The organism is Clostridium sp. SHJSY1 (assembly GCF_031626875.1).
GTDB lineage: Bacteria > Bacillota > Clostridia > Clostridiales > Clostridiaceae > Clostridium.
In genome coordinates this window covers 14527-32554 of record NZ_JANDMF010000014.1, presented here as the reverse complement: position 1 = coordinate 32554, position 18028 = coordinate 14527, and the positions used below count along the sequence as shown (strand labels likewise).

The following is an 18028-nucleotide window of genomic DNA, read 5'->3' as shown; positions in this document are numbered from 1 at the left end:
TATTTTTTATCTAAATTTCACTTTTATATAATAAATTACTTAATCTTGTTCAGTTCCACCCCATTCAACAACAGTAAACCCTTTTCTTTCAAATGGCTTGAGTTCTTGTTCTTCTATATTTATAGGTTTGTCTAATGGTTTAAAAACCATCATTATTCTTAAAATAGAGTCTGGTTTTGGTGTTATATTAAGTTCAGCTGATTTTTCATAATCTTCTCCAGCGAAAGTTATAAGATTGTATTTATTGTTTTGCATAATAGGAAGCCAATATACAATGAATTCGTTGTATTCTTTAGGAGTTAAGCCTAAATATTTAAGTTTTTCTTGAAGAAATTCTTTTGTTTCACTACCTCTTACAATAAATCCCTTAGACATATCAAATTTTTTGTCAGAGATACCTTCCCAATACAAATAAGAATATTCTTTATCATCTGAAATGTTAGTTAATGTTCCATCAGGCTTTGCTATTACTTTCCAACCATCTTTATATTCTGGATAAGTACAGGTAAGAGTACCCCTGTAATTTAATTTTACATTAACTTTTTGTTCTGAAGTTGGATAAAGATAAATTACAGGTTTTTTTACTTCATCTTTAATATCAGGTTTATTGTCACTATTAGGTTTATCACAACTAATTAGAAAAATTGAAAAAAGTGATAATAAGAGAATAAAAAACTTTGGTTTAGTTATTTTCATAATAGCCTCCATATATAATTTGAATTTTTAATTAAATGTCAATTTAAGTATGATAATATGAATTTATTATAACATAAATAAACTTAATTGGATAAAAGCAGAAAATGATAGGGGATATTAACCAATATTTATTTTCTTATGAAAAAAATCAGATTATAAGAATAAAACCAATTAAGAAATATATTTCTATTGTTATTATGTTTATCTTTTTTGATATTTGAGTAAATCAATATGTATTAAAAGGGTCATAAGTTATCCAATCATAAGATGTTGTTATAGGAGTAACCCCATTATAAGTACCTAACCAAGAATCTACACCTATTCCAGGCCATAAATTCATGATGATTCTACCAGGATGAGATGGTATGTTATCAGTTGCTCTATATACCTCCACCCCATCAACTAACCATGCGATATAAGTTGGTTGCCAAATAAAAGAATAGGTATGATAGCTTGTTGATGCATCAAATCCTAAATTATAAATGTATTCATGATTACCCACACCATTTGTAAAATAATTAAATTGTACTTTTGTAGTATCTTTTCCTAAAAATTCTATATCGATTTCATCCCAAGGAGTATCATCAGATGGACCTGTATATGTAAAAAATGAAGAGACTATACCAATATTTTTAGCTGGTTTCATCTTTGCTTGATAGATTCCATAGTCATAAGTATCATTTGTACGATATTCTGAACCAGCATAAGGTTTGGTGTTGCTTTGAATATTTTTATTTAAAGTAAGATTCATTATACTGTTATTAAAATTAACATTTTTAGAGCTCCAAGTACAATTAAACATACCTCCATTAGACCAACCATTAGATTTTGACCAGGCTTTTGAATTTGAATATTCAAATTCATCAGCAAAATGTGTTGAAACTAATAATGAAGATTTGATTGGTAAAGTGCCTGTCAATAGAGTACTTATAATAATTCCTAATGATAAAATTTTTAAATTTCTTTTGTTCATACATTCTCCCTTGAAGTAAATAGGTATTATAAAATATAGGACACGTTATTATATTATAATATAAAAAAATCATTTTAATTGCAAAAAAAAATCCTGGAAACTAAAGTTTAATAGAAATATTGTTTACTATTTTGTTATATTTGTATAATGATATTGTGTGAAGAATTTGACAAAACCAGCATAATATAAAATGAAAAAGTTGATAAATATGAAAAATAAAGTAAGATTAGTGTGAATTCTATAGATATTTATAATATAATTTAATAAAGGAAATTATTAATATTTTGTTTATTGACAAAGTATTAAGTTGTAAAGTATACTTATTTAACATATAAGAATGCTTGGAAAACTTCTGGTGATAAAGTGAAGCAATTCAAATATATTAATCACAGGTTTTCTAATAAAGGAGTGAATGAAATGGCAGAAGTTAAAATTGGTTTAGTAGCTACAATTTGTGTTGATGAAAATCCAGTAGCAAATAAAATAGATAAAATTTCAGTGAATAATGAATATATACAAGCTATTGAGAAAGTAGGGGGCATTCCTTTAATTATTCCAGTTATTTCTTCAGAATTAAGTCTAGATGCATATGTAGATATTTGTGATGGCTTTCTATTTACTGGTGGAATAGATATTAATCCAATTTATTACAATAAGAATCCTCATAAAAAGTTAGGGTATGTTGATTCAAGATTAGATGAATTTCAGTTAAAATTAATGAAGAAAGTATTAAAAGCAGAAAAACCATTTTTAGCTATTTGCCGTGGCGTTCAGATTTTAAATGTAGTATGTGGTGGTACATTATATCAAGATTTAGATGAGATACCAAATGATACAATACAGCATCAACAACGTGGGGAAAGATGTAATTTAATTCATAAGGTCAATTTTGAAAGTAATACAATTTTGTATGATTTGCTTGGTGATGAAATATATGTAAATAGTTTTCATCATCAATCAGTAGAAAAACTAGGAGATAATTTAATAATTACAGGACAAGCACCTGATGGTGTAATTGAAGCTCTTGAAGTTAAAGATTACAATTGGGGAGTTGGAGTTCAATGGCATCCAGAAATTATGTTTAATCATTTTGATAGTATGAGACCTTTATTTGAAGGTTTAATAAAAGCATGCTAAAAGAGAGAAAAACAGAATTTAAAATAATTTGTAAAATTACAAGATATAGTATTTTTATAAAGAACAAAGATTTATGAATTTTCATATCATGTATTACGAAGAGGAGGGATTTTTATGTTAGATAAATCTCGCTTTAAGAATCATGGATTATGGATATCTATAGCTGCTTTAATTCCTATGATATTAAAGAGCGCAGGGTTAGATATATTACCAGATAATTATGAAACTATTATGAATCTAGTGTTAGGAATATTGGTTACATTAGGGATTCTTAATAATCCAACTACAGAATGTAGATGGTTTTCTGATGATAAGAAAGAATCAGAAGAGAATAATAGTTAAAATATTAGGTTGTCTCTTGTATGAGACAACCTTCTTTTAATCACCATTATATGAAGATAAGAATTTTCTAAGTAATTCATTAGGTACATGCATAGAACCAATATCTCCATGTCTTTTATCATTTTCAATATCTCCATGACAATCAGAACCAGCACTTACAAGAAGTTCATTTTCATCTGCAAAATTTAGAAGCTTTTTTTCATCCTCTTCAGAGTTTTGAAAGTATATTGCTTCTATTCCATCAAGACCTATATTCAAGAAATCAGTTAATGGTGAATTCTTAATAAGAATTGGATGTGCTAAGAAAACCATGGCATTATATTTCTTTAATAATTTCACACCTTCTTCAGTAGACATTTTTGTTGTAGGAACGAAGGCTGGACAATCTTTGCCTATAAAGTTATCAAAAATATAATCTTTATCATAAGGATATCCAGCACTTATTATTTCATCTGCAATGTGAGGCCTTGCTACAACTTCTTTTCCTCTATGTAGTACATTTTCAAAACTTATTTCTATATTAAATTTTTCTTTAAGCTTTTCTACCATCTTTTTTGCTCTTATAATCCTATGATTTTGCATATTATTTAAAATATCTATAAAATTATTGTCTTTATATCTTTCACCTCTAAAGAAGCCTAAAAGATGAATGCTTTCATGATTATGTGTTGTTGATAATTCTATACCAGGAATTAAGGTTATGCCTAAGTTTAAAGCTTCATTAGTTGCTTCTTTAAGTCCACCTATTGTATCGTGGTCAGTTATAGCTAGAAATTTAACACCATTCTTAAAGGCTCTATTAACCATCTGCCTTGGAGAAAGAATTCCATCAGAAAAGGTGGTGTGATTATGAAAATCAACAAGAATCAAAAGTATCTACTCCTTCCATATAAATAATTTTATAATAAAAAACTATGTTATAATTTACGTATTATTAGTATTTTACTATAGTTTATTACATCTCACAATATATATACCTGGAGGAAATGAATGTTACTTATGATTGATAACTATGATTCATTTGTTTATAACCTTGTTAGATATTTTAATGAATTAGGTGAAGAGATAGAGATTCATAGAAATGATAAAATTACTTTAGAGTTTATAGAAAAAAAGAAATATACAGGAATTATATTATCACCAGGACCTAAGAATCCTAAAGAATCAGGATTATGTTTAGATATTATAGAAAAATTTAAAGGTGATACGCCAATACTTGGCATATGTTTAGGACATCAATGTATAGGCCACTATTTTGGAGGAATGGTTATAAAAGGAAAAGAACCTGTTCATGGAAAGTTAAGCTGTATAACCCACAATGGAAAAGGAATATTTAAAGATATAAAAAATCCATTAAGAGTTACTAGATATCATTCCTTAATAGTTTCTGAAGAAGAGTTACCAAAAGAACTTCTAGTAACTGCAAAAACAGAAGATGGAATTATAATGGGATTAAGCCATAAAAATTATCCTATATATGGAGTTCAATTTCATCCAGAAGCAGAACTAACAGAGGAAGGACATAGGTTATTAAATAATTTTATTTTAGAATGCAAGAGGTTTAATAATGAAGATTAAAGAACTTAAAGGTTATTATAAGCCACTTGATGTATATAGACTGTTTGCAGATGAAAAGGATAGTATTTTTCTTGATAGTTCAAAGGAAGATAGTCCATATTCTCTATTTTCATTTATAGGAGTAAATCCTATATGGAAGTTTACATCTAGTGGAAAAAATTCATATTTAGATGAGATAAAGCTAGAAGGAGAAAATCCATTTAAGAATTTAGAAGATTTATTAAGAAAATATAAAATAGAAGAAAAGTCAAATTTACCTTTTATAGGTGGAGTTATAGGGTATTTTTCTTATGATACAGGAAGAATTTTAGAAGAGATCCCAGATATATCTAAAGAAGATTTTATATTACCAGATAGTAAATTTTTATTGTATGAAAATATAATTATATTTGACATCATAAATAAGAAAATGTATTTAACAGCTCTAGAAATAAAAGGAGAAAATAGTATATATCATGTAGAAGAAACGCTTAAAGGATATAAAGAATATGAGGAAGTAGTTTTACATAAAAAAAATACAAAATTCTATTCAAATTTTGAAAAAGAAGAATATGAGAAAAAGATAGATAGACTTAAAGAGTATATAAGAAGTGGAGATACTTATATAGCTAATATGACAAGGCGAATATGGTGTAATAATAATGAATCAGCCTTTAATATATATGAAAAGCTTAGAAGTATAAATAAGGCTCCTTTTTCTGCATTTATGAACTTTGAAGATTTTCAAGTAATAAGTTCTTCTCCAGAGAGATTTTTATCTATAATGGATAGAGTTGTAACAACAAGGCCAATTAAAGGAACAAGACCAAGGGGTAAAGATGAAGAAGAGGACAAGATAAATAGAGAAGCTTTAATAAATTCAGAAAAAGATAAGGCAGAGCTTCTAATGATAGTTGATTTAGAAAGAAATGATTTAAGTAAGACGTGTGATAAGGTTAAAGTTACTGAATTATTTAAGATAGAGAAATATGCTACTGTATTTCATTTGGTGGCAACAGTTCAAGGGATACTTAAAAATGGGGTTTCAGAAATTCAATGTTTAAAAGAATGTTTTCCAGGAGGCTCTATAACAGGGGCCCCAAAGATAAGATCTATGGAAATTATAGAAGAACTTGAGGGATTAAAAAGAAATTTATATACTGGATCTATCGGATATTTTGATTTAAGAGGGAATTGTGATTTTAATATAGTAATAAGAACAATAATTAAGAAGGAAAATAAGGCATACTTTGGAGTGGGTGGTGGCATAACATGGGATTCAAATCCTGAAGAAGAATGGTATGAAACATGTGACAAAGCTAAGGCCTTAATGAAGGTACTTTAAAATGAGAAAAATAATTTATGAAGAAGATAATATTCTGTTAGATGAAGGAAGTTTTTTTGGTAAAAGTATTTTTGAAACTATATTATGGCTTAAGGGACCAATATTTTTAAAAGAGCATATAGAAAGACTTAAAACTGGATTAAATGTATTAAAGCTTAAACCTTTAGAAGAAGATGAATTAATTAAATTTTTGAGAGGATTAGAAGTTAAAAATAAGGGGATAAAGGTAATGGTTACTCCTTTAAATATAGTTATTACTAAAAGAGATATTACATATAAAAGTGAAGATTATAAAAGAGGTTTTAGTTTGAAGTTATCAAATGTTAAAAGAAATAGTTCATCTTGTTTAACTTATATAAAATCAACATGTTATATAGAAAATATATTGGAAAAAGAAAAGATGAAAAAATTAGGATTTGATGATGTTTTATTCTTAAATGAAAGAGGTTTTGTAACTGAAACTAGTTGTAGTAATATATTTATAATAAAAAATGAAAGAATTATAACACCTAAAATAGAGAATGGTTTATTAGGTGGTATAATAAGAAAATGGGCTATAAAAAATTTCAAGGTGCAAGAAGAAGATATTCTGTATGAAGACTTAGAAAGTGCAGATGAAGTTTTTATAACAAATAGTTTAATGGGGATAATGAAAGTAAATAGAATAGATGAATTTATTTATGATAATGAATTATATACAAATTCCATAAAAGAAGCTTATGATAAATTCATTTATAATAATAAGTAATAAATAGGGAGAAGGAGTGCATCTTGGATAAGGTTAATGAAATATTAAATGACAAAAGGTATAAATCTTACTTAGAAAGATTAGAAGCTTTAGAGAAAGATAGAAAGTTTTGCAGACATACGATGGAACATTTCCTAGATGTGGCTAGAATAGCATATATTAAAGTTCTTGAAGAAAATTTAGGATTTTCTAAAGAAGTTATATATGTTATAGCATTACTTCATGATATTGGTAGAGTTCTGGAATATGAAAAAGAAATACCTCATCATGATGGTAGTGTTATAATAGCAGAAGAATTATTGGAGAATTCTGGTTTTACTAAAGAAGAAAAAGATAGTATATTAAAAGCTATTGAATCACATAGAAAAGCTGATAGTGCAGATCAGCTATCTAAAATAATCTATAAAAGTGATAAGATATCAAGAAATTGCTTTAATTGCGAGGCTATAGATGAATGCTATTGGAGTGAGGAAAAGAAAAATTTTGATATAAAATACTAAATAAAATGGGGGTAAAAATAATGAAAATAGGCAATAAAGAATTTATACTTGGAAAAAGAACTTATGTTATGGGAATTTTAAATGTTACTCCAGATTCTTTTTCAGATGGTGGAAAGTATAATGAAATAGACTTAGCCTTAAAAAGAACTGAAGAACTGATAAAAGCTGGTGCAGATATTATAGATATTGGAGGAGAATCTACAAGGCCTAACTTTGAGGCAGTAGAGGTAGAAGAAGAAATAAAGAGAGTAGTACCAATAATTAAAGCTATAAAAGAAAAGTTTGATATTAATGTTTCAATAGATACATATAAGGCAAAAACAGCAGAGGAAGCTATAAAAGCTGGTGCAGATGTTATAAATGATATTTGGGGATTTAAAAAAGATAGAAATATGGCAAATGTTTCAGCAAAGTATGATGTTCCTTGTATTCTTATGCATAATAGGGAGAACAACCATTATAATGATTTAATGGAGGATGTTCTAACAGATTTAGAAGAAAGTATAGATATTGCTATAAGTGCAGGAGTTAAAAAGGAAAATATCATTTTGGATCCAGGTATAGGATTTGCAAAGACTTATGAAGAAAATTTAATTGTAATGAATAATCTTGAAAAAATTAAAACTTTAGGATATCCAGTGCTTTTGGGAACTTCTAGAAAATCTATGGTAGGATTAGCACTTAATTTGCCTGTAGAAGATAGAGTTGAAGGAACTTTAGCAACTACAGTTATGGGAATAATGAAGGGGTGTGAATTTATAAGAGTTCATGATGTTCTTGAAAATAAAAGAGTGTGTGTTATGACAGATACAATATTAAAGGCAAGGTAAGTGATAATTATGGATAAAATTTATATAAAAAACTTTGAGATATTTGCTAATCATGGTGTATTTAATGAAGAAAAAAACTTAGGACAGAAGTTTATTTTAGATTTAGAAGCAAGTTTATCTTTAGAAGAAGCGGGAAAGACAGGTAATTTAAAAAAATCAGTTCATTATGGAGAGCTTTGTTTAGGCATTGAAAAAGTCTTTACAGAAAAGAGCTATGATCTTATTGAGACAGCAGCAGAGAGGGTGGCTGAATTTACATTAATTACTTATCCAGCTATAAAAAGTGTTAAAGTGAAATTAAAAAAACCATGGGCTCCAATAGGAAGGCATGTAGAATATGCAGCCGTAGAGGTAGATAGAGGTTGGCATGAGGCTTATCTTTCTATAGGAAGTAATATTGGAGATAAAGAAAATAACCTGCATAAAGCTATTGATATGATAAAAGAAGATACAAACATAGAAGTAATAGAAGTATCTTCATTCATAGTTACAGAACCATGGGGGAAACTTGATCAAGATGAGTTTGTAAATGGAGCAGTTAAAATAAGAACAATATTATCTCCAAAGTATCTTTTAGATAGACTATTAGATATTGAAGAAAAAATGCATAGAGTAAGAGAAGTTAAGTGGGGGCCTAGGATAATAGATTTAGATATTATATTTTATGATGACTTAGTTTTAGAAGATGATTATGTGACAATCCCCCACCCAAGGATGGAGGAAAGAGAATTTGTTCTAAAACCATTAAATGAAATTGCTCCAAATAAAATACATCCTTTACTTAATAAAAGAGTTTTTAAAATATTAGAAGAACTTAAATAATTATGGATTGCTATTTAAATGCCTTGGCTTGATTTTCTACATGCTTGCAGAAGTCATAAAGATTATAACGTATAGGGACATCTTTCATAGATATGATATCTTCTTTGTAGTTACCATCCCAAGGTAAAATAGCAACTAAATCATTATTATAAACTTTAATAATGTATTTACTATCTGAAAATTGTATTCTTAATTGATAATTTTCCTTTTCAGTAGGCATTCCATCTTCTTTGTAATTCTCATCTGATAAAGAACTAATAAAGTTTTCTATAACATCATTTTCTTCTGTAGAGACAGATATATCCTTATATAAATTAGTGTCAAAAAATTCTATTGAGAAGTCTTCATTTTGAAGAACTTTAGCATAAATTTCTTTAGTGTATAGTGCAATATCTGATTTTTGTTTTAGATGCAGATATTTAGGATCATCAAAAGCACAACCTTGTAACATAATAATTAATAGAAAAATAAAAAATAGCTTTAACTTCTTCAAAATAATCACTCCTAGCATTGTAACTACCCTAATAATGTATTCACATATATTGTTTTTAGAACAAATTATGGAAAGTAACTGTTTAAAAGCTTTATTAGTGGAGAGAATTTTAATAGAAATAATATTTTGGAGGTTAAGTGATGATCACTATTGTTAAAAGAGGAGTTTCTTTTTTTTATGCATTTATATTTGTTTATTTTATTTATTCTTTTTGTATTCTATTGTTGAAAATAGGGCTTGATGGAGCTTCAGGTAATATATTTTTTGTTACTCTTTCTATTTTCCTTTGTGGACCATTTATTAAATATAATAAAATGAAAAGTGATATCACCAATGGTTTCATAGAAGAAAATTATAAAGTTAATAGAGAAATAGGAAAGTTAAAAGATAATTTTAATATCATGGAAGGATTGATATTAAAAGATGGAGATGATAATTTTAAAATAGAAAATATAGTTATTACAAATAAAGGCGTTTTTAATATAGTAAAATGTAATTATAAAGGTGAGTTTCATATTAATAAATATAATAAATGGTATAAGACAAGTAGAAAAGGCAATAGGGGTGTTATATCACCAATAACAGAAGTTAGAAAAAATAGAGACTACTTGATTAAATTGTTTGATGAGGATTTAATTATAGATTTAATAGTTATGGTTAATGATAGGGTTTATATTGAAGGGGAAGAAAACTCTGATGTTCCAATAATTAGATATGATGAGTTATTTAATTACATTGCTGATTATCCTATAGATAAGGAAATTGATTCAGATGAACTGTATGATAAACTTTTTAAAAAATTAATTGAAAGCAAGGATATTCACAAAGAAGAGATTCTGTATAATAAATTTGTAGATAATATTTGGGCATTTAGAAGCAGATTAATTTTTATTTCAGCTTTTTTTATTGTTTATATCTTAAATATAATATATATGCAAAGAACATAGAGGATAAAATTAGTATGTATTAATAATCTTATAATACCTTTATAATAATATTTGTATTGAATATTATTAAATAATTATAGATTATGACAGGTATTTTGGGAGGATTAAAATAATGAATATATTTTATTATGATACTAAAATAGGAAGAATTAGAATAGAAGAAAACGGAAGAGCAATTACAAGTATAGATTTAGTTAACCATGATTTACAGGAAGAAATATTAGTGAAAGAAGAAACTTTATTACTAAAACAAGCTATAAAAGAACTTAATGAATACTTTGATGGGAAAAGAAAATATTTTAATTTACCATTAAATCCACATGGTACTGAATTTCAGAAAAAAGTATGGAATGCTCTCATGGAAATTCCTTTTGGAGAAACTAGGAGTTATAAAGAAATTGCAAAAGCAATTGGTAATGAAAAAGCTTCAAGAGCTGTAGGAATGGCTAATAATAAAAATCCAATAATGATTATAATTCCTTGCCATAGAGTAATTGGATCTAATGGAAAGCTTATTGGTTATGCAGGTGGAATAGATGTAAAAGATAAATTACTTAATATAGAAAAAATTATAGGATGAGTTAATAATGAAAAAATTGAAGTATATCATATTAAAACAATAAGGATACAGTATCAAAAATAATGTATCCTTACTATAAGTTAAATTAAAATTGGAAGATTAGTATTTAAAATATGAATAAAGTTTTTATTTAAAAGAGGTTCTTTAATTGCATTGTTACAAGTAAATTCAAATGTTTCAAGGCTCATAGAAATTTCTTCTTCAATAAAAGCATTAAAATCAGACCATCCAATAAAATCTTTTATAAATTCAAAAATTTTTGTAGGATTATCAAAAACTTTAAAGAATAATTTTTGACCAGGGTCCATATCCCAAGTATTATTAAAAAATTCAGAGTGTGATTTAACGAATTTATTTAGGGATTCTTTGTCTAACAACCAACCATTATCTAGAGTAGAGTAGAACTCTAACATAGAGGCAATTTCTTGAGTATTAAGGTTAGGGTTATTTTCAGTAATTTCATGAACTATTTCTGAAAATGGTGCCATAGGTATATAAAACTCATTAATCTGACGTTCAAACCAAGTAAAAAATGCAGTAGGGAGAAATACATGTTGAAGAAAACCTAAAAGTGAGTATATAGATGGATAGACAACAAAGCTTGATTGGATAATATCTTTTTCAAGATCAAGTATTCCAATATAGAGAATCTTAGATTCTGTTGTTATTTCCTTATCTTCAAAATAACCTTCCCATAAAGAGGCATTATTAATAATTTTATTTTCCCAAAAAAAATTATTTTTATAAATGTCCTTATTATAAGTACTTGGTTTTGTATTAATTTGCAAATACTAAACCTCCTTTCTATAATACATAATAGTAAATGATTTAATTATGATGAGAGATTAATTTAGTCTAGAATAGAATTCTACAACTAAAGAGTCGTTTATTTGAATAGGAACTTCTTCACGTAAAGGGTATCTTAAAAGTGATCCTGAGAAATTTTCTTCATCTTTACTTAAATAAGGGAAAACATCAAGAATATTATTTAAGAAATTATTTTTGAATAATTCATTCTTTTGTGATTTTTCTCTTAGTGAAACCACATCATTGATGCTTATATTAAATGATGGAATATCAACTTTACTATTGTTTACTAAAATATGACCATGAACTACAATTTGGCGTGCCTGTGCTATGGAACTTGCAAAGCCTAATCTAAATACAATATTATCAAGTCTACATTCTAGCCTTTTAATTAAAGAATATCCAGTTTGTTCTTTATCCTTAAGCGCTTTTTTTACATAGATAGAAAATTGCTTTTCCATAACTCCATAGTAAGCTCTTAACCTTTGTTTCTCAAGTAATTGAGTTCCATAGGCAGAAAGTTTTTTTGCATTTCTTGCACTACCATTATCAGCTCTTTTCATTGCTTTGGGATTTCCAATTACATTTAAACCAAGTCTTCTACATAATTTAAATCTAGGTGTTCTCATTTTTGCCATAAAATTATCATCTCCATATAGAAATTTGCCGCGATAAAATTAAGCCTAAAACTAATATAATATAAAAAAATTGAAAAGTAAATGAAAATAATTATCAATAAATTTTTAAAATTACTTGAAAATTTATTCTATTTATGTGTATAATCTTTAAAATTGAATATGATAAAAAATAAGGAGGGGTAGAATGAATAATATTTTATTAGCTTTTGGATTAACACTTTTGGCAGGATTATCAACAGGTATTGGAAGTGCTATTGCATTTTTTGCAAAGAAAACTAACACAAAATTTTTATCTATAAGCCTAGGATTTTCTGCAGGTGTAATGATATATGTTTCTATGGTGGAATTATTTTATCAAGCAAAAATTTCTCTTACAAATGAATTAGGATTAAAGCTTGGATCATGGGTTAATGTAATTTCCTTTTTTGGAGGAATGCTTATAATTGCACTTATAGATAAATTTATACCTAGCGGAGAAAATCCTCATGAGATATATAAAGTTGAGGCTATGGATAGTGAGAATTTACAGAAGAATAATAAACTTTTGAGAGTGGGTGTATTTACTGCACTTGCTGTAGGTATTCATAATTTTCCGGAGGGGTTGGCAACTTTTGTTTCAGCACTTCAAGAACCAACTATAGCCATATCGATTGCTGTGGCAATAGCTATTCATAATATTCCAGAGGGGATAGCTGTATCAGTTCCAGTATATTATGCAACTGGTAATAGAAAGAAAGCTTTTATATATTCATTTTTATCAGGGCTTTCAGAACCAATTGGTGCTCTTATTGGTTATTTAATACTAATGCCATTTATAAATGATGTAGTTTTTGGAATATTATTTGCAGCTATAGCTGGAATAATGGTATTTATATCTTTAGATGAATTATTACCTTCGGCTAGGGAATATGGAGAACATCATTTAGCTATATACGGATTAGTAGCAGGAATGGTAGTAATGGCAGTAAGTCTGTTATTATTCTTATAAAAATAAACTTATTGTATGTAAGTATTAGTTTATGTGTATTTTTACATGATTGCATTGGTATTATAAATTAATATATTGAGATTTAATATCATCATACAATCTTCATAACTTTTTTGTATACTGTCTTTATTTAATAAAGATAAGTAGAAAGTAGTAGAGGTGGAAAATGCACATAAAAAAAGAGGTAATTAAAGTATATAATATGACATGTATTTCTTGTGAAAATAGGGTAGAAAGGGAATTGAAGAAAGTTACAGGGGTTGGGATTGCTGTAGCAAGTTTTACCGAACAGCAAGTAACAGTAGAATATGATGAAGATCTTTGTTCCATAAAACAATTAAGAGAAGCTATCAATAAAGCTGGTTATAGCACTAAGGATTCAAAAAATATTAAATTTGCAGGTTTCTTAGTTGTAGTTGCAGCCATTTTATTACTTGGTAGTTCAACATCAGGATTTGATATGGATGCTAAATTAAATAATGCATCTTATGCAGTATTATTTTTAGTTGGTATGCTAACATCAATTCATTGTGTTGGTATGTGTGGTGGAATAATGCTTACACAAAGTATATCAAAAGATGATGATTTAAATGAAGAGAAGAGCAGATTTGCTTCATTAATGCCTGGTATTTTATATAATACTGGAAGAGTAATTTCTTATACCATTATAGGTGGTATTGTAGGGGCATTAGGGTCTGTACTATCATTATCACTTAATGTAAAAGCAGGACTTCAAATATTTGCAGGAATATTTATGATAATAATGGGGTTAAACATGGCTGGATTTTCTATGTTTAGAAAGTTTAATATTAAATTGCCATGGTCTTCATGTATATTGAAAAATAAACCTAAAGCCCCTTTCTTAGTAGGAATGTTAAATGGATTAATGCCATGTGGACCTTTGCAAACAATGCAGTTGTATGCATTAGGAACTGGTAGTGCATTAACTGGAGCATTATCCATGTTTTTATTTTCGTTAGGAACAGTTCCTTTAATGCTTGCATTTGGAGCTATATCAGGATTTTTAAGCAAAGGGTACACAAAGCAGCTTTTGAAATTTAGTGGATTCTTAGTTATAGTGCTTGGATTTATAATGGGGAACCGTGGTCTTGCATTAGCAGGAGTTGGAGTGCCTAGTGTTAATACAATAAAACAAAGCTTATCAGAAAGTGGACAAAATCAATCAAATTCCAATATAGGAAAAGCAACTGTTGAAAATAATGTACAAGTAATAAAGATGACAGCAGATAGTAATGGATACACACCAAATGCTTTTTATGTTAAAAAAGGTACTCCTGTTAAGTTTATAATTACAGGAAGTCAACTTAATTCATGTAATAATTCTATTGTAATACCATCTTTAAATATAGAAAAAGCTCTAAAATCAGGAGAGAACATAATAGAATTTACACCAGGGGATAAAGATATAAACTTTAGTTGTTGGATGGGAATGATAAGAGGCGTAATTAAAGTTACAGATGATCTTGATTCTGTAGATACTACTAAGGATGATCCTTCTATACCAGCTCAAAGTAGTGGAATGAGTTGCTGTACTGGAGGCAGTTCAAGTTCTAGTGCATCACAAACACAAAGTATATATGGTGATGATTTAAGCAAAGTACCTACTGATAGATTAATTAAAAAAGCAAATATTGATGGTGGAAAGCAAAGCTTAAATATAAAAGGAACTGGTAATGAATTTGAGCCATTAGTAATAGTGTTGGAAAAAGGTAAAGAAACAAATTTATCAATAGATTTTACTTCATTTGATAATGCAGAAGGAACATTTACAATAGTAGATGCAAATACAGGTGAAAATGTAAACACCTTTACTGGTAAAAAGGGGATTGTAAATGTTGGAATGAAGATTGATAAAAGTGGAACATATCTTATTATTAGAAATAATGTGGTTGCAATTGGAATTAAGGTTTCAGATTCACTAGAAAAGGTTAATTTAGAAGATATTCGCAAAGAATTTATAGGTTAAAAATAAGCTGAGATTATAAAAATATGAATTGTCATAAAAATGAAAACATAATTAAATTAATGTTGATAGATAGGAAGTTTAAGAGTTATAATTGAAATTAAAGATTATAACTCTTAAAAAGTTAAATTAAAATGCATTTGTAAAAAGTAATAGATAGAGTAGATATTAATTTATTAAAGTTAGGGGAACATTTTTATGAATTATCAAGAAGATAACAAAGATAAAGAAATTAAAAAATACAAAGCAAAAAGGCGAATGTTAGCTATAATAATATTTTTAGGAATACCTGCTATAATTGCAGTAGCCCTTTCTTTAGCAAATTTTAGTGGAACAGTAAGGTTTTCCATTATAGGAATGGTACCATTTATATTTCCTGTTATGGTGATAATTATGATTCCTATGATCATTAAGGATATGAAACGTGAAGAAAAAGATTCTAAAGAAAAAGATAATGAGCAAACAATGATAGAATAATTAAAGTGAACGATATTAGAGCTGTTGGATAACTTATGTTACCAGTAGCTTTTTTTGAATATAGGCATTGATGTAGAAATGGTTGTAATTTATAATTGTACATTATAGTAAAATACAAATCATAAAGGAGTGAGTCATGCTTGATGTAGATAATTTATTGAATGTTTTGAGAAATAATAGTTCCATAGCAATTCCTATAAGCATTTTTTTAAGCATAGTAATTTCTTTGGTTGGAGTATTGCCATCAATGTTTATAACAGGGGCTAACATAATTTTTTTTGGACCTATTAATGGATTTTTTATATCATTGTTAGGAGAAACAATAGGAGCATATATTACTTTTAAAGTTTATAGATTAGGATTTAAGAAGAGGTTAGAGAAATTCACAGAAAAAAATAAATTGCTTTCTAAAATAATTTCTAGTAAAGGGAAAACAGCAGGAATATTAATATTTGAAGGAAGAATAATTCCATTTCTGCCATCAGGGGTTATAACATTAGCAGCTTCAATAAGCAATGTAAATAGTTTTATATTTACTATTGCAACATTCATTGGGAAGGCACCATCAATAGCATTAGAAGCACTTGTTAGTTATGATATAATTAATATCTATGAAAATTGGATACGACTATCTATAACACTTATTTCATTAATATTTATTATAGTTGTATTTAAAAGAGTAAATAAATAAAAGTCATGTAAAAAGTGAAATTAGTTATATTTTTTATTACTTGAAAGTATCATCTTGATTATAAATTTGTTTTTTGATAATATATTAAATATTGCAGAGAAATAACTCTGAGGGCGGGAGAGGGTTAATTTAATAAAAGAGGAAAAAATGAAAAAACTTTTAGAAAAAATCTTTAAGTTAGAAAAGCATGGTACATCAATTACTACTGAAATATTGGCAGGTATAGTTGGATTTTTTACTGTCTCCTATATCATAGTGGTAAATGCATCTACTTTAGCTGAAGCATCTATTCCTTACCAAGGTGTTGCAATTGCAACTATATTAATATCTGTTATAGGTTGTTTAATAATGGGATTTTATGCAAATGCACCACTTATATTGATACCTGGAATGGGAGTTAATGCATTATTCTCTTATACTATAGTAATCAGCATGGGATTATCATATGAAAAGGCATTTGCTGCTGTGATAATTAGTGGATTATTATTTATGATTCTTGCATTTACACCACTTGCTCGTAAATTAAATGAGTCAATACCACTTGTTTTAAAACAAGCAACTACAGTAGGTCTTGGTCTATTCTTAATTTTAATAGGATTAGAAAAAGGTGGTATTGTTGTAAAAGGTGCTCATTCAATAATTAGTGTAGGTAAATTTTCTGATCCATTTGTTCTTGCAACATTAATAACAACTATTGTTACAATTATTTTAGAAATTAGAAAAGTTACTGGAGCATACTTGTTTGGTATTTTATTTGGTACAGGAATTAGTTTTTTACTTGGTGTTACAGGAAAAGTTGAAACTAGTAATTTAAGCATTTTACCATTTCAAGATGTGTTTTTAAAGGCTGATTTTACAGGAGTTACTGATTTGGTATTTTGGAATGCTGTTTTTACAATGACAATGGTTCTTGTATTTGAAACAGTTGGCTTAACCAATGGACAAGTAAGTGTACTAAAACAAGAAGAAAAATGGGGTCGTATATTAAAGGCAAGTTCCATTACCACTTTTATATCTGGTATTTTTGGAACTAGTCCAACAGTGTCAGCTTTAGAAAGTGGATCAATGTTTGCAAGTGGTGCAAAAACAGGGCTTTCTACAGTAACTACTGCAATGTTATTTGCAGCATCATTCTTTTTGTTGCCTTTTATAGGATTTATTCCAAGTAGTGCAATTGCACCGATTTTAATAGTGATTGGAATATCAATGCTTCAAGAATTTAAACACATGAATTTAGAGAATCCATCAGAAGCGTTTTCGGCACTTCTGATAGTTGTACTTATTCCATTTACATATAGTATAGCTGATGGAATAGCAGTAGGATTTATTACTTATCCTGTGTTTAACCTTTTCTCAAAGAAGAAAAAACAATTATCTTTTTCTATGTATGCAATTGCAGCTTTATTTTTGCTTCAATTTGTAATGCATTAAAAATAAATCAACAGATGATTTTAAAAAATGTAAAATTATCTG

The 18028-nt window shown here is 27.7% G+C and carries 21 protein-coding genes; 15 read left to right on the top strand and 6 right to left on the bottom strand.

The features are described 5' to 3' along the window. Positions 1-39: 39 nt before the first annotated feature. Both NNC19_RS08690 and NNC19_RS08685 read right to left on the bottom strand, forming a co-directional pair. Complete coding sequence (locus NNC19_RS08690; RefSeq protein WP_310938243.1) at positions 40-696, bottom strand: hypothetical protein; 657 nt, start codon at positions 694-696, stop codon at positions 40-42. 226 nt (positions 697-922) lie between these two features. Next, positions 923-1669, bottom strand: a complete 747-nt coding sequence (locus NNC19_RS08685; protein WP_310938242.1) for a glycoside hydrolase family 16 protein — start codon at positions 1667-1669, stop codon at positions 923-925. A gap of 417 nt (positions 1670-2086) precedes the next feature. Between NNC19_RS08685 and NNC19_RS08680 the strand changes: the two genes are divergently transcribed. Beyond that, a complete protein-coding gene (locus NNC19_RS08680; protein WP_310938241.1) occupies positions 2087-2806 on the top strand; it encodes a gamma-glutamyl-gamma-aminobutyrate hydrolase family protein in 720 nt (239 codons plus the stop codon). 114 nt (positions 2807-2920) lie between these two features. Next, a complete protein-coding gene (locus tag NNC19_RS08675) occupies positions 2921-3148 on the top strand; it encodes a phage holin (protein ID WP_310938240.1) in 228 nt (75 codons plus the stop codon). Between the two features lie 36 nt (positions 3149-3184). Here NNC19_RS08675 and NNC19_RS08670 read toward each other — a convergent pair whose 3' ends face one another. Next, complete coding sequence (locus NNC19_RS08670; RefSeq protein ID WP_310938239.1) at positions 3185-4018, bottom strand: PHP domain-containing protein; 834 nt, start codon at positions 4016-4018, stop codon at positions 3185-3187. Positions 4019-4138: 120 nt separating this feature from the next. On the opposite strand from NNC19_RS08670, the gene NNC19_RS08665 reads away from it, so the two are divergent. Genes NNC19_RS08665 through folK form a run of 6 tightly spaced genes read left to right on the top strand, consistent with a single transcriptional unit; the run spans position 4139 to position 8950 of the window. Beyond that, complete coding sequence (locus NNC19_RS08665) at positions 4139-4726, top strand: aminodeoxychorismate/anthranilate synthase component II (RefSeq protein ID WP_310938238.1); 588 nt, start codon at positions 4139-4141, stop codon at positions 4724-4726. Beyond that, entirely contained in the window at positions 4716-6050 is a 1335-nt protein-coding gene (gene pabB / locus NNC19_RS08660) for an aminodeoxychorismate synthase component I (protein ID WP_310938237.1), read from the top strand. Before NNC19_RS08665 ends, pabB begins: the two co-directional genes overlap by 11 nt. A 1-nt stretch (position 6051) precedes the next feature. Then, positions 6052-6798 carry an aminotransferase class IV gene (locus tag NNC19_RS08655; protein ID WP_310938236.1) on the top strand — a complete coding sequence of 249 codons (747 nt, stop codon included), beginning with the start codon at positions 6052-6054 and terminating at the stop codon, positions 6796-6798. Between the two features lie 23 nt (positions 6799-6821). After that, on the top strand, positions 6822-7298 hold the full coding sequence (locus tag NNC19_RS08650) for an HD domain-containing protein (RefSeq protein WP_310938235.1): 477 nt from the start codon (positions 6822-6824) through the stop codon (positions 7296-7298). A gap of 20 nt (positions 7299-7318) precedes the next feature. Continuing rightward, on the top strand, positions 7319-8128 hold the full coding sequence (folP, locus tag NNC19_RS08645; RefSeq protein WP_310938234.1) for a dihydropteroate synthase: 810 nt from the start codon (positions 7319-7321) through the stop codon (positions 8126-8128). Between the two features lie 9 nt (positions 8129-8137). Then, positions 8138-8950, top strand: a complete 813-nt coding sequence (folK, locus tag NNC19_RS08640) for a 2-amino-4-hydroxy-6-hydroxymethyldihydropteridine diphosphokinase (protein WP_310938233.1) — start codon at positions 8138-8140, stop codon at positions 8948-8950. Between the two features lie 10 nt (positions 8951-8960). Here folK and NNC19_RS08635 read toward each other — a convergent pair whose 3' ends face one another. After that, on the bottom strand, positions 8961-9443 hold the full coding sequence (locus NNC19_RS08635) for a DUF4883 family protein (RefSeq protein ID WP_310938232.1): 483 nt from the start codon (positions 9441-9443) through the stop codon (positions 8961-8963). Positions 9444-9583: 140 nt separating this feature from the next. Here NNC19_RS08635 and NNC19_RS08630 point away from each other — a divergent pair, with 140 nt between their 5' ends. Together NNC19_RS08630 and NNC19_RS08625 are read left to right on the top strand one after the other, a co-directional pair. After that, on the top strand, positions 9584-10390 hold the full coding sequence (locus NNC19_RS08630) for a nuclease-related domain-containing protein (protein ID WP_310938231.1): 807 nt from the start codon (positions 9584-9586) through the stop codon (positions 10388-10390). Between the two features lie 109 nt (positions 10391-10499). Then, the gene (locus tag NNC19_RS08625) at positions 10500-10970 is read left to right on the top strand and encodes a methylated-DNA--[protein]-cysteine S-methyltransferase (protein WP_310938288.1); all 471 of its coding nucleotides are present in this window, start codon (positions 10500-10502) and stop codon (positions 10968-10970) included. Positions 10971-11050: 80 nt separating this feature from the next. On the opposite strand, the gene NNC19_RS08620 is transcribed toward NNC19_RS08625, so the two are convergent. Continuing rightward, on the bottom strand, positions 11051-11758 hold the full coding sequence (locus tag NNC19_RS08620; RefSeq protein ID WP_310938230.1) for a hypothetical protein: 708 nt from the start codon (positions 11756-11758) through the stop codon (positions 11051-11053). A 57-nt stretch (positions 11759-11815) separates the two neighbouring features. After that, entirely contained in the window at positions 11816-12415 is a 600-nt protein-coding gene (rpsD, locus tag NNC19_RS08615; RefSeq protein WP_310938229.1) for a 30S ribosomal protein S4, read from the bottom strand. A gap of 184 nt (positions 12416-12599) precedes the next feature. Between rpsD and zupT the strand changes: the two genes are divergently transcribed. The 5 genes from zupT to NNC19_RS08590 all read left to right on the top strand — a co-directional run bounded on the left by zupT (position 12600) and on the right by NNC19_RS08590 (position 17986). Next, positions 12600-13403, top strand: coding sequence for a zinc transporter ZupT (zupT, locus tag NNC19_RS08610; protein ID WP_310938228.1), 804 nt, complete (start codon positions 12600-12602; stop codon positions 13401-13403). A 166-nt stretch (positions 13404-13569) separates the two neighbouring features. Continuing rightward, entirely contained in the window at positions 13570-15390 is a 1821-nt protein-coding gene (locus NNC19_RS08605) for a sulfite exporter TauE/SafE family protein (protein WP_310938227.1), read from the top strand. 195 nt (positions 15391-15585) lie between these two features. Further along, the gene (locus NNC19_RS08600) at positions 15586-15864 is read left to right on the top strand and encodes a hypothetical protein (RefSeq protein WP_310938226.1); all 279 of its coding nucleotides are present in this window, start codon (positions 15586-15588) and stop codon (positions 15862-15864) included. A 136-nt stretch (positions 15865-16000) separates the two neighbouring features. Further along, entirely contained in the window at positions 16001-16555 is a 555-nt protein-coding gene (locus NNC19_RS08595) for a VTT domain-containing protein (protein ID WP_310938225.1), read from the top strand. 147 nt (positions 16556-16702) lie between these two features. Next, positions 16703-17986, top strand: coding sequence for an NCS2 family permease (locus NNC19_RS08590; RefSeq protein WP_310938224.1), 1284 nt, complete (start codon positions 16703-16705; stop codon positions 17984-17986). Positions 17987-18028 lie beyond the last annotated feature (42 nt).

What these genes read in the sequence shown, in the direction of transcription:
- NNC19_RS08690 (WP_310938243.1), bottom strand. Translation starts at nt 696, where the DNA reads ATGAAAATAACTAAACCAAAGTTTTTTATTCTCTTATTATCACTTTTT.
- zupT (WP_310938228.1), top strand. Translation starts at nt 12,600, where the DNA reads ATGAATAATATTTTATTAGCTTTTGGATTAACACTTTTGGCAGGATTA.
- NNC19_RS08590 (WP_310938224.1), top strand. Translation starts at nt 16,703, where the DNA reads ATGAAAAAACTTTTAGAAAAAATCTTTAAGTTAGAAAAGCATGGTACA.
- NNC19_RS08680 (WP_310938241.1), top strand. Translation starts at nt 2,087, where the DNA reads ATGGCAGAAGTTAAAATTGGTTTAGTAGCTACAATTTGTGTTGATGAA.
- NNC19_RS08665 (WP_310938238.1), top strand. Translation starts at nt 4,139, where the DNA reads ATGTTACTTATGATTGATAACTATGATTCATTTGTTTATAACCTTGTT.
- pabB (WP_310938237.1), top strand. Translation starts at nt 4,716, where the DNA reads ATGAAGATTAAAGAACTTAAAGGTTATTATAAGCCACTTGATGTATAT.
- folK (WP_310938233.1), top strand. Translation starts at nt 8,138, where the DNA reads ATGGATAAAATTTATATAAAAAACTTTGAGATATTTGCTAATCATGGT.
- NNC19_RS08675 (WP_310938240.1), top strand. Translation starts at nt 2,921, where the DNA reads ATGTTAGATAAATCTCGCTTTAAGAATCATGGATTATGGATATCTATA.
- NNC19_RS08685 (WP_310938242.1), bottom strand. Translation starts at nt 1,669, where the DNA reads ATGAACAAAAGAAATTTAAAAATTTTATCATTAGGAATTATTATAAGT.
- NNC19_RS08630 (WP_310938231.1), top strand. Translation starts at nt 9,584, where the DNA reads ATGATCACTATTGTTAAAAGAGGAGTTTCTTTTTTTTATGCATTTATA.
- NNC19_RS08595 (WP_310938225.1), top strand. Translation starts at nt 16,001, where the DNA reads ATGCTTGATGTAGATAATTTATTGAATGTTTTGAGAAATAATAGTTCC.
- NNC19_RS08655 (WP_310938236.1), top strand. Translation starts at nt 6,052, where the DNA reads ATGAGAAAAATAATTTATGAAGAAGATAATATTCTGTTAGATGAAGGA.
- folP (WP_310938234.1), top strand. Translation starts at nt 7,319, where the DNA reads ATGAAAATAGGCAATAAAGAATTTATACTTGGAAAAAGAACTTATGTT.
- rpsD (WP_310938229.1), bottom strand. Translation starts at nt 12,415, where the DNA reads ATGGCAAAAATGAGAACACCTAGATTTAAATTATGTAGAAGACTTGGT.
- NNC19_RS08600 (WP_310938226.1), top strand. Translation starts at nt 15,586, where the DNA reads ATGAATTATCAAGAAGATAACAAAGATAAAGAAATTAAAAAATACAAA.
- NNC19_RS08605 (WP_310938227.1), top strand. Translation starts at nt 13,570, where the DNA reads ATGCACATAAAAAAAGAGGTAATTAAAGTATATAATATGACATGTATT.